An 11,204-nucleotide genomic window follows, 5' to 3' on the forward strand; every position below is an offset into this window, starting at 1 on the left:
CGGGATCCGCTCAGGGCCTACGGCGCCCTGCTCACGTTGAACCTGGCGTGGCCGTTAATGTTCTTCGGCCTGTACCCGCTGCTGGGGACGGCCGCCCTCTGGCTGGCGCTGCTGGTCATTGGAGCCCACGCCGTGACAGCAACAGCCGCCGTCCTGCACTTCGGGCCGATCAGCAGGACCGCCGGCTTGCTCATGCTGCCCTACATTTCCTGGCTGGTCTTCTCGGCGAGCCTGAACCTGTACGCGGCCGCAAACAACTGAGAACAACAACTGAGCCGCCCCGAAGCGGTGGGGCCGAATGTGAAATTTTCCCGTGGAGTGGCATCCTGAAAGCACCATGAGCGCATACGAAAAGGCACACAACACCTCCCCCAGCGCCAGTAGCGCACCGGACGGCATCACCGCGGCAGGGGACAGCAGCGGGACGGAGGCTGCCGGTGCAGATTCAGGCCAGGGCGGGGGCCGCCAGGGGATCCTGGCTCGGGCGCTGGGCGGCGGGACCGACCCGGATCCCCGGTTCACGCTTGCCAACGAGCGCACGTTCCTGGCCTGGATCCGGACCTCGCTGGCGATGGTGGCCGGCGGCATCGCCGTCGAGGCCTTCACGTCGGAACTGTTCGGCCCGGAACTCCGCAAGACCGTCGCCGTGCTGTTGCTCCTGCTGGGGCTGGTCACCGGCGGCGGATCGTTCTTCCGCTGGCTCAACGTGGAACGGGCCATGCGGCGCCAGGAGCCGCTTCCGGCGCCTCTGCTCGCTCCGATCCTGGCCATCGGCGGAGCGCTGGTCGCGGCCGTGCTGATTGTTTTTGTCATCGGGCGCTCGGCCTAGCCATGGCAAACACCAAGCGCGCGGTGGTGCACAACGACCCGGGGCTCCAGCCCGAGCGTACGGACCTCGCCTGGCGGCGGACCTCCTTTACGCTGATCACAGCTGCCTGCATCTTCCTGCGCTGGGTGCCCCACTACGGCTGGTTTGTCGGCACCCTGGTGGCGGCTTCACTGTTGGTCGCCCTGGGCATTGCCCTCACGCAGCGACGCCGCTACCACCACCATGCCAGCGGCATCGGCGGGGCGGCGATGGCCGCGAATGTCCGCGGGACGGCGGCCATCGCCGGCAGCGTTGTGGTCCTCGCCGGGCTGGGAATCTACACGGTCTTGTACCTGCCGCTGCAGCGGTAGCGCGGAGGCAACACTAGCGCCGCTGCACTGCTGGCGCGGGGGCAATGCGGGAGCGTGCATCAGCCCAGGAAGGACAAATGGATGTCGCTGCCGTAACGGCGGATGATGTCCCGCTTGGCGCTGTGGAAGGCGTCGAGGTCTCCCGAGTGCCCGTGCTGTTCGATGCGGCGCCGGGCCAGCTCGTCTGAGATCACGTCCATAAAGAGCTCGGCGAGCAGCAGCCGCGCGGAGTCCCGGAAGCGCCCGCGTCCATCGACGTAGAGCCGCACGGTGGGCGCGCCGGTGTTGATGATGACTTTTCGCTCTGCGGCGCTGTAGATGGCCCGGTCGGCGCTGTTGTGCAGGTTGCGGAACTCGTAGCCGACGAACAAATCCACGCCGTGGTCCCGGGGCACCCGGTGCGCCAGCGGGTGCCCAGCGGGGTGGCCGGCGGGCCGGACAACAGCAGCGTGCGGGGGCTGGCTTTCGCTTCGGTGCGAGGCGTGCTCGGCCACCACGATCTCACACCACGCCCAGTAGGCGCCGGCCCGGACGGTAATTTCACCCCGCTCCCCCGGCAGTTCCCCCGTGACGGTCCACTCGATCCGCTGGATGCCCGCCAGGGCTGAGACCGGAACAGCAACGGGCGCCGGCTCAATCCGCATCGTCGCCGGCAGTCCGAGCTCAAAGGTGAGCTGTTCGCCGTCGGGCAGCTGGCCGGCATCGAGCAGCAGGGCAACGTGGAACGGGTGCCCGGGTTTCCGATAGTAGAACGGTGTCGTGAAGCGCAGCGCGGCCGGCGGCTCCTCCTCCGCCGGGGTGGGGCCGGCGGCTTCCGGGGATGACTCGATGCCCAGGCCCACGACGGCCGCCTCGCTCATGTGATGCAGCAGCCGTTCGATCATCTCGGCGGTGCGGCCGGAGGTGGTGGCCCGTTCCAGGTGCGTGAGTTTCTCCTTCTCAGCTTCCACGGCGCCGCCGATCATGGCGCTGACGGCCCGGGAGAACGCTGCCACAAACGGATCCTTGAAGTTCAGGCCCTCCCGCTCGTCGCTGATGACCGCCTTGCCGCGGCCCAGCATCTCGGTCAGCGCCGCACAGCGGACGGAGCCGAAAAGATACTCCGTTCCCACCTGGTTCTCGTACTCGAACAGGGTGCAATCGAGCGCCGCCATCCCGGACAGGACCACCAGCCCGTTGGTGCGTTCATCACCCTTGAGTGTCAGCTCCACATCCTTCGCCCGCTTCAGCGTGAGCGTGAACGGATATTCCTGCCCCTCGTGGCTGAAGCTGCCCGGCTGTTCCGGACCGAGGAGGAGGATGGCCGGAGGTTCCTCGAAGCGGACAGGTTCGCTGCCGTTGGGCCCGGCTTCCTGTGGTCCGCCGCCCGGCCTGCCCTGCACCAGCTCGACCTTCCGGCGGCCCAGCACGTCCCGCAGGTAGATGTTGTCCGAGAGGGACTGCAGCAGGGTGGCGTGCTGGGTGATGGTCACGTGGGGATTGTCGACGACGATTGTCACCCGGGTGCCGGTCCCGGGGACGCCAAACGGAATGCCGAGCCGGGCGTAGTCCGCGGGAAACGCCCGGCGGTCCTCCTCGCCGTCATCGTAGAGGTAGCCGCCGTTCTCACCGCGGAAGACGTCGATGCGGGTGAACCGGCCGTCCTTGAGGGTCTCGATCCAGCCGTGGCCCAGGCCGAAGATGGCCTGTTTGAGGCCGCGGCCGAAGTACCCGCGGCCGTTGCCCTCGCCGCGGGAGAGGGGGCTGTGCGCGCCGCCGTAGGTGAGGATGCGGGCTGCCTCTTCGAAGGACATGCCCTCCGCCTGGTCGGTTACCATGAGCACGGCGCCGGTGTGGTGCCGTTCGTAGCCAACCTGGATGCGGCCGGTCACCGGGAGCCCGGTCTTCTCCAGCCGGGCGTAGCTGTCGTCGCTGTTGGTGATCAGCTCCACCAGCGCCTTCTCCACGGAAGCGAAACGACGGGAGTCAATCCCGATCACGCGCTGGTCCACCTGGATTTCGGCAACCGTCATGGCGTCTCCCTCACTCGCAACCCCGCTGTTGCACCAGCTATCGGCGCCGGACGGTGCCGATAGCTGGAGCCTAGCAGTTGGGAGCTTCGTGGCGCGGGGGTGCAAACCGGCGGCTCAGCGGGAAGACAAATCCACCGAGATACCAGCCGTTGGAGCTCGGTTGTCCAGCTTCAGTCGCTGACGCGAAGCAAGTAATCCGAGACGCCGAACCGAGAGCCCATCCGCGAGTAGGTAGGCAAATAGATAAGTAGCCGGCACTCCTGCCCCGCCGCAGCCCTGCCTATAGCCTGAACCGAAAGAAGAGGATCAGGCTGCCTGCCGGGTCGTAAATGGAAGGACCAACGTGCAACCAGCCCTCGCAGCGCGCCACAGGGTGGGCACCGGCCGTCAGGGGACCACCGCAACGGCAGCATTCCGTCCCGGCCCTGACCCGGGGCGTCGTTTTTCCACGAAGGGCCGCTCAATACACTGGCTGTGCGGCCTTCTCATCCTTACCGGGCTGTCAGCAAGTGCAGCTCAGACTGCATTCCCCATTCCGCAGCCATCTTCTGGCTCGGGAAACACCGCATCAGAATCTGCCGCAGTCGATCCCGCGCTCTCCAGCGCCCCGGGAGCTGACGTGCCGGTGGAGTCGCCTTCATCCGAGAGCGGGGCAGGCATCCCGACGGAAGCGCCACCTCCTGACCACGGTACAGACACTTCCGCCGAAGGACCTTCCGGCAATCCCGCTGGAGCTGATTCGCTGGCCGTCACGCCGGTCCTGGACACAACGCGGCGGGTTCCGCTCGGCGTTCGCGGCTCGTGGCACCTGGTCTTCGACGATGAGTTCGAGACCCTGAACACAGCATCCTGGACTCCTTACTGGTTCAATGACTGCAACCCCAAATCGGTGATGAACAACGTCAAGACCTGTTCGAGCAACGTGAAGGTTGCCAACGGCGAAGCAGTTCTCCAACTCACCGATGCCGAGTCCGGCGCACTTCTCTCCACCAATCCCAAGGACGGTGTACCCGGGCATGTGGGCTTCGAGTTCACCAGCGGCTTCGTCGAAGCGCGGATCTACTTCCCGGGAACCTGCAGCAGCACGATCCACAACTGGACGGCATGGTGGACAGCGGGGCAGCGGTTTCCCCATACCGGCGAAATCGACATCGCGGAGGCCCTTGCCGGTGATATGTGGAGCGTCTATCACTCAGCGGAGGGTTCGAAAAACCGGCCGGACTCCGCCTGCTGGGCCGGGGCGTACCACACGTACGGTTTGCACCGGAAGACCGGAGCCAACGACATCTACTATGACGGCCGGCTCGTTCACTCCTACGCCACGAATGACGGCAACAGCCCCCATTATCTGCTCCTGAATGTGGGCGTTTCGGTGGGTTCGCAGGTTTTCGGCGAGCGGGGCAGCATGAAGGTGGACTATGTGCGGGCCTGGCAGTAGCCGATCCCGGCATAGCGGCCGGTCGTCGGTGACTGCGGTCAACAGGGTGGTTACGGCGCAACCGATGGGCGGGGACCCGGGGCTCAGGCCGTGGTGACCTTCAGCAGCAGGGCGTGTTCCGGGTTCAGGACCGGCATAGGCAGGCCCACTTCGGCCAGGAAACGGCCGTTCGCGGTGGCCCCGGATGCCAGCCACGCCGGCGGCTGGACCTGGGTGAAGGTGCGGGCGTAGTCGGCGTCGCCCGGGTCGGGGAAGATCGCCTCCACCCGGTAGTCCGCGTCGGCGGCAAGACCCGGGATGGCGATCCTGCCGGGCTGCTCCGCGGCTGAGGTGCGGGTGCTGACCAGGGCGAACAGCGCCGCCGTCGAGCCCGGCACGGCCGGGCCGCCGGCTGATCCGTTAGCCGCAGGACCGGCCGCGGCGCCAGCCGAACCAGCCACCACGCCGTGCAGCATCAGGGAGTCATCCGCGACGTCGGCGCGGACCATCCGGCCGGAGTGGATCAGGCCGCGGTGCTCCTTGTAGATCCCGATGAACCGCTTGAGCTCCTCGCGCTCCGCGCCCTGGACCTGCCGCACGTCCCATTCCATCCCGAAGTGCCCGAACAGGGCGGTGATGGCGCGGAAGGACAGGTCGTGGGTGCGGGCGGTCGTGTGTGAGGTGGTGGGGCCGACGTGGCCGCCCACGAGCTCCGGCGGGACCACCAGCCCAGTCCAGCGCTGGATGGTCTGCCGTTCCAGGGCGTCGTTGCAGTCCGAGGCCCAGATCCGGTCCGTCCGCTCCAGGATGCCGAGGTCCACCCGGGCTCCGCCGGAGGAGCAGCTTTCGATCTCGACGCCGGGGTGCGCGGCCCGCAGCGCGTCAAAGAGCCGGTACGCGGCGAGGGTCTGCTGGTGCACCGAGGCACGGCCGGCGTGGCCGTGCTCCACCGAGTCCCGGTTCTGGTCCCATTTGAGGTAGCTGATGTTATTTTCGCGCAGCAGCGCATCCACGCGGTCGTAGATGTACTGCCAGGCCTCGGGGTTGACGAGGTCGATGACGTGCTGGTGGCGCCACTCCAGCGGCAGCCGCCCGCCGTCCTTGTAACTCTGCACTGAGGGGCCGACAATCCACTCCGGATGCGCCCGGACGATGTCGGAGTCCAGGTTGACCATCTCCGGCTCCACCCAGAGCCCGAACTCCATGCCGCGGGAGGTCACGGCGTCGATCAGCGGCGTGAGTCCGGACGGCCAGATCGACTCGTCGACGTACCAGTCGCCGAGGCCGGCGTGGTCGTCGCGGCGGCCGCGGAACCAGCCGTCGTCGAGCACGAACCGTTCGACGCCCAGCTCGGCGGCGGAATCAGCGAGCTGAATCAGGGTGGCGAGGTTGTGGTCGAAGTACACGGCCTCCCAGGTGTTCAGCACCACCGGGCGCGGTTTGCCGGCGCCGGAGAGGCCGGGACGCGCGCCCGGTGCTGGCAGCACGTGGTGCGGCCGGTTCCGGAACCAGGCGTAGAAGGATTCGCTGATGCCATCCAGGCCGCGGTCCGAGTAGGCGGCGAACAGAGCGGGCGTTGTGTAGCTGCCGCCGGGGGCGAGGACGACCTCGGCCGGGCCCAGCAGTTCGGAGCCGCCGATCATGGTCCGCCCGTCGGCGGCGCTGTCGGCGAACTGTTCGTGGTTGCCGCTCCAGGCCAGGTGGGTGGCCCAGACTTTGCCGTGGCGGTTGCCGAAGCCGGCGGATCCCGCGGCGAAGAGCAGTGAGGCGTCGTGGCCGGTGCGGCCGTGCCGTCCGCTGCGCACCCAGGTGCCCTGCTGGATGGCACGGCGCTGCGGGTGGCGTTCCCGGCACCAGCGCCCGGTCAGGTCCAGGAGTTCGACGGCGTCGGGGGCCACCGGGAGCACCGTCGCCAGTTCGTCGAGCTGGTAGGGCGAGGTTCCGGTGTTGGTGACGGTGTGGCGCAGTTCCAGCAGGCCGCCGTCGTGCAGTGTGAGGACGGACGAGACGCGGATCCCCGCGTCGGCGTCCGCCTGGATGATGACGACGGCGCCGGCGCCGTCCGCTGCCACCTCCGCCACGCGGAGCCGGACGGAGAAGTCGTAGCCGGGAACGCCGTCAGCGATCCGGTGTCCGCGCAGGCCGGGGCGGCCGCGCCAGCTGGAGGAGGCCTGCGGCAGGACCCCGGCGGGGACGGCGGCGTCGGCGGCGGAGTGCGGGACCGGGGCGCCGAGGATGGCCAGGTCCGGAAGGGAGGGGCCCAGATCGGCGCCCCAGTGGATGACCTCGGCCTCTCCGCTGTCGAAGCTGATCACCAGGCTGGTGCTGGCGGAGCGGAGGTACAGGGGATCCATGGCTGTTCTCTTTCGGTGGTTCGGGGCGCGTCCGGGACCGTGGGCCGCGGGGTCGCAGGGAATTCAAGGGGGAAATGCCGGATGCCGCCGCCGCGAGGAGGTAGCGGCGGCATCCGGGGCGGGTGGGCCCTACTTGAAGAGGGCGTTGACCTGGTTGTTGGCTTCGGTGAGGGAGCTGGCCGGCTTCTTGCCCGCGAGGACGGCGTCCATGGCCGGCTTCATGATTCCGTCCACCTTGGCGGCCTTATCCGCGATCGGGAAGAGGAACGTGGTGCCGTCCTTGACGTGGGTGGTGAAGGCGGAAACGTCGGTGCCCTTGTCCGCGAAAGCCTTGGCGGCGATCTCGGAGGAGCTGGTGAGGGCCGGGAAGACGACGGCCTTCTTGGCGACGACGTCCTGGCAGGCGGTGGAACCGAGGTATTCGACCCACTTGACCGCGGCCGCAGGGTTCTTGCTGCCCGCCCAGACCGAGTCGGCGAGGCCGTTGAACATGCTGGCGCGCTTGCCTTCGGGGCCCTTGGGGGTGGGGGCGAACGCGGTTTCCACGCCCTTGTAGCTCTGGTACTGGCCGATCAGCCAGTCGCCGGTGGTGTTGATCGCGGCCTTGCCTGCGCCGAAGTTGTCCGCGAGGCTGGCGCCCACGGTGGTTTCCAGTTTGGGCATGTAGCCCTTCTCGATCAGGCCGGCCCACCAGGCGATGGTCTCCTGGAAGCGGGGGTCGTCGTAGTTGAACTTGGTGCCCCACGGGTTCTGGTCCGTGTGGGTCCAGCCGGTGGTCGCGGTCAGGAAGCTCCACTCGGTCTGGCCCTGGCCGGAGCCGCCGCCGGCGAGGCCGAGGCCGTAGACCGCGACGTTGTTCTTGTCGAAGCCGGCTTCGTCGCCGCGCGCGCCGTTCTTGTCCACGGTCAGGTGGGCGATCGCCTTCTCGTAGCTGCCGCCGTCCTGCGGGTTCCAGTCCAGGTTCGCCATCTGCTCGGCGGTGAGGCCGGCGGAGTCGGTCATGGCCTTGTTGTAGAACAGCCCGACGGTGTCCCAGTCCTTGGGCAGGCCGTAGCGCTTGCCGTCCTGGCCGACCCACAGTTCGGGCAGGCCCTTGGTGTAGCTGTCGAGTTTGATGCCGTCCTTGGCAACGGCGTCGTCCAGGGAAAGCAGCTGCTTCTTCGCCGCGTACTCGGGGTACTTGGAGAGGTGGTTGGTGAAGACGTCCGGGGCGGTGCCGGCGACGAAGCCGTTGGTCAGCGTGGTCCAGTAGTCGTCCCAGCCGCGCTGGGTGATTTTGACCTTGATGTCCGGGTTGGCCTTGGTGAAATCGTCGGCGCACTGCTGGTAGGCGGGGAGCTGGTTGGCGTCCCAGAGCCAGTAGTTGATTTCACCCTTGGCTTCGGCGGCGGGGGCGGAACCGCCGCAGGCGGACAGGGAGAGGGCGATGGCTGCGGCGGCAGCGACGGCGCCGAGGGTCTTCTTCATGGTGAACCTTTCAGGGCTGTGCAGGGTGGTTGTGCGGTGTGCGGGTGCGTCGGTCGGGCGGTTATTTGATGCCGGAGAAGCCGATGGAGTTGACCACCCGCTTGCCGAAGGCGATGAAGAGCAGGAGGACGGGCAGTGCGGCGATCAGGGTCGCGGCCATCAGGCCGGACCAGTCGGGGGCGCCCTGCGGGGACTGTGATTTGAAGACGCCCAGTCCCACGGTGAGGACGCGGACGCTTTCGTCCTGGCCCACCAGCAGCGGCCAGAAGTATTCGTTCCACTGGCCGATGAAGGTCAGCAGGGCCAGGGTGGCCAGCGGGGCGGCGGCGTTGGGCAGCACGATCTGGAAGAAGATCCGCAGGTGCTTGGCGCCGTCGAGCATGGCGGCTTCCTCGACTTCGCGGGACATGGAGAGGAAGAACTGGCGCAGGAAGAAGATGGCGAAGGGCGTCATGAACAGGAAGGGCAGGGCCAGTCCGGCGAAGGTGTTGAGCAGGCCCAGGTTCTTGATCATCAGGAAGTTGGGCAGGGCGGTGAAGATCGGCGGGACCATCATGGTGGCCAGGAACAGGCCGAAGACCACGTTCCGGCCCGGCCAGCGGAGCCTGGAGAAAGCGTAGGCGGCCATGGCGCTGAAGAACACCTGCCCGGCGGTGGTGACGGAGGCGAAGATGATGGAGTTGCGCAGGTACAGCCAGAAGTTGATGGCGGCGCCGGAGCCGCCCTCGGCGATGGCCTCCTCGGGGGTCTGCAGCCCGAGGACCCGCTTGAAGGCGCCGAGGCTGAAGTCCGCCGGCAGCAGGTTGCTGGCGTTGGAGGCGAGCGAGGCGTTGCTGGAGAGCGCGGTGCGGAGCATCCAGAGGAACGGTGCCACCGTGACGATGATGGCGACGACGACGAGGGTCCAGGCCCCGGCGCGGCGCCAGTTGAAGGGCTTCTTGTGGACGCCCTGCCGGGCGGGCTTGCTGGCTGGATTGCTGCCGGGTGTCTTGCGGGAGAGTGCGGAGGTTGTCATGGCTGGTTTTCCTTAGTCCAGATCCGATTCGTTGCCCTTGAGGAACTTCATCTGGATGAAGGCCACGAGGGCGAGAATGACGAAGAGAATGACGGACAGGGCCGAGGCGTAGCCGAAGTCGGATTCACCGAAGGCCTTCTGGTAGATGTACATCTGGATGACGCGGGAGGCGTTGATGGGGCCGCCGCCGGTGGTGACGGCCACGGTGTCGAAGACCTGGAAGGACCCGATCACGGTGACCACCAGGACCAGCACCAGCACGGGGCGCAGGAGCGGCATGGTGATGCTCCAGAAGGTCCGGGTTTGGGATGCGCCGTCGAGGGACGCGACCTCGTAGACATGGCTGGGGATGGACTGCAGGCCGGCGAAGATCAGCAGGGCCGTATAGCCCATGTGCCGCCAGACGTTGACGCCGGCGATGGTGGGGATGGCCCACTGTTCGCTGCCGAAGAAGGCGATGCGGGGCAGGCCGAACCAGTTGATGATCTCGTTGACGATGCCGATCTGGTAGTCGAGCATCCAGAACCACAGCAGCGCGACGATCACGTTGGCGACGAGGAACGGCAGCAGGAGGACGCCCCGGATCAGCGTGGATTTGGCCACCCGGTGCATCAGGAGCGCCAGCCCGAGGGCGATGACGGTCTGGAATCCGATGTTCAGGCCGACGTACTGGACGGTGACGGCCATGGCATTCCAGAACAGCTCGTCCGCGAAGATCGCGGTGTAGTTCTTGGTGCCGATCCAGGTGGGATCCCCCAGGACGCTGTACTCGGTAAAGCTGAGGTAGATGCCGCGGATCGTGGGGATCAGGAAGAAGGCGACGAAGCCGACCATGGCCGGAAGGATGAACAGCAGCGCGATCCGCAGGTCGCCGAGCCGGCGTCCCCGGCCGGGCCGGGGATTTTTCCCGCGCTGGGGGTGCTTGGATCCGCCAGCCACGGGATCCGGAAGTTTGGTGATGGTAGTCATCGTTGACTCTTCCTGGTGGGTGTGATGTGGGTAACAGCTGGAAGCGAATCTACACGAGTAGATTCGGGGTGGCAAGAGATTGTTCAGGGAAATACGGCATTTTTCTTGTACCAGTCAGTAACTATTGACTCGAGTAGATCGTCCGTGGGACGCTGTTGCCGGATGCCCGCGCGGGCACAGCGTCCGGCTCTCCGGGCAGATCGGGACAGGTAACAATGACGTTTTCCATCGGGGTTGTCGGGGTCGGCCAGTTCGGCGGCCACTTCGCCCACCTCTTCAAGCTCCACCCCGGCGTCAGCCAGGTATTCGCCGTCGACGAACGTCCGGAGCGTGCCGAAGCTGCCCGCGGGCAGTGGGCACTGGACGGCACCATGGCCAGCTTCGAGGACCTGCTGGCCTCCGATGTCGACGCCGTCGCCATCTTCACGCAGCGCTGGACCCATGGTCCGCTCGTGTTGCAGGCACTGCGGGCCGGCAAGCACGTCTATTCGGCGGTCCCCATGGCCATCACCGAGGAGGAGATTGCCCGCATCATCGAGACGGTCCGCGAGACCGGGCTGGTGTACGCCATGGGCGAGACCAGCTACTACAACCCCGCGACGGTCTACGTGCGGGACCAGCACGCGGCCGGCAGCTTCGGCCGGATCTTCTATGCCGAAGGCGACTACGTCCACGACATGGACCTCGGCTTCTACGAGGCCTACCAGTACAGCGGCGGCGAGCGCTGGAAGGAAACAGCCAGCTACCCGCCCATGCTCTACCCCACCCACGCCATCGGCGGGGTCCTGGGC

Annotated in this window: 10 protein-coding genes; 5 read left to right on the plus strand and 5 right to left on the minus strand. The window is 67.1% G+C overall.

Annotated features, from left to right (window positions below):
- The 3 genes from BJQ90_RS04120 to BJQ90_RS04130 all read left to right on the plus strand — a co-directional run.
- A partial coding sequence (locus tag BJQ90_RS04120) for a TspO/MBR family protein (RefSeq protein WP_226759041.1) occupies positions 1-261 on the plus strand: 261 nt, incomplete at its 5' end.
- A gap of 76 nt (positions 262-337) precedes the next feature.
- On the plus strand, positions 338-829 hold the full coding sequence (locus BJQ90_RS04125; RefSeq protein WP_319004597.1) for a YidH family protein: 492 nt from the start codon (positions 338-340) through the stop codon (positions 827-829).
- A 2-nt stretch (positions 830-831) separates the two neighbouring features.
- Entirely contained in the window at positions 832-1,179 is a 348-nt protein-coding gene (locus BJQ90_RS04130; RefSeq protein WP_226759042.1) for a DUF202 domain-containing protein, read from the plus strand.
- Positions 1,180-1,238: 59 nt separating this feature from the next.
- Here the strand turns inward: BJQ90_RS04130 and BJQ90_RS04135 are convergent, their stop codons facing one another.
- Positions 1,239-3,191: an ATP-binding protein gene (locus BJQ90_RS04135; protein ID WP_226759043.1), complete on the minus strand. Its 1,953-nt coding sequence runs from the start codon at positions 3,189-3,191 to the stop codon at positions 1,239-1,241.
- A gap of 373 nt (positions 3,192-3,564) precedes the next feature.
- Here BJQ90_RS04135 and BJQ90_RS22665 point away from each other — a divergent pair, with 373 nt between their 5' ends.
- Entirely contained in the window at positions 3,565-4,629 is a 1,065-nt protein-coding gene (locus BJQ90_RS22665) for a family 16 glycosylhydrolase (RefSeq protein ID WP_226759044.1), read from the plus strand.
- An 83-nt stretch (positions 4,630-4,712) separates the two neighbouring features.
- On the opposite strand, the gene BJQ90_RS04145 is transcribed toward BJQ90_RS22665, so the two are convergent.
- From BJQ90_RS04145 to BJQ90_RS04160, 4 genes are all read right to left on the minus strand, one after another.
- On the minus strand, positions 4,713-6,962 hold the full coding sequence (locus BJQ90_RS04145; protein ID WP_226759045.1) for an alpha-galactosidase: 2,250 nt from the start codon (positions 6,960-6,962) through the stop codon (positions 4,713-4,715).
- Positions 6,963-7,091: 129 nt separating this feature from the next.
- Positions 7,092-8,429, minus strand: a complete 1,338-nt coding sequence (locus tag BJQ90_RS04150; protein WP_226759046.1) for an ABC transporter substrate-binding protein — start codon at positions 8,427-8,429, stop codon at positions 7,092-7,094.
- A gap of 61 nt (positions 8,430-8,490) precedes the next feature.
- Entirely contained in the window at positions 8,491-9,444 is a 954-nt protein-coding gene (locus BJQ90_RS04155; protein WP_226759047.1) for a carbohydrate ABC transporter permease, read from the minus strand.
- Between the two features lie 12 nt (positions 9,445-9,456).
- Positions 9,457-10,413, minus strand: a complete 957-nt coding sequence (locus BJQ90_RS04160) for a carbohydrate ABC transporter permease (protein WP_226759048.1) — start codon at positions 10,411-10,413, stop codon at positions 9,457-9,459.
- Between the two features lie 215 nt (positions 10,414-10,628).
- On the opposite strand from BJQ90_RS04160, the gene BJQ90_RS04165 reads away from it, so the two are divergent.
- Positions 10,629-11,204, plus strand: a 576-nt coding sequence (locus BJQ90_RS04165) for a Gfo/Idh/MocA family protein (protein ID WP_226759049.1), incomplete at its 3' end; no start/stop codon positions are given.

The organism is Arthrobacter sp. SO3 (genome assembly GCF_020532825.1).
Lineage (GTDB): Bacteria > Actinomycetota > Actinomycetes > Actinomycetales > Micrococcaceae > Arthrobacter.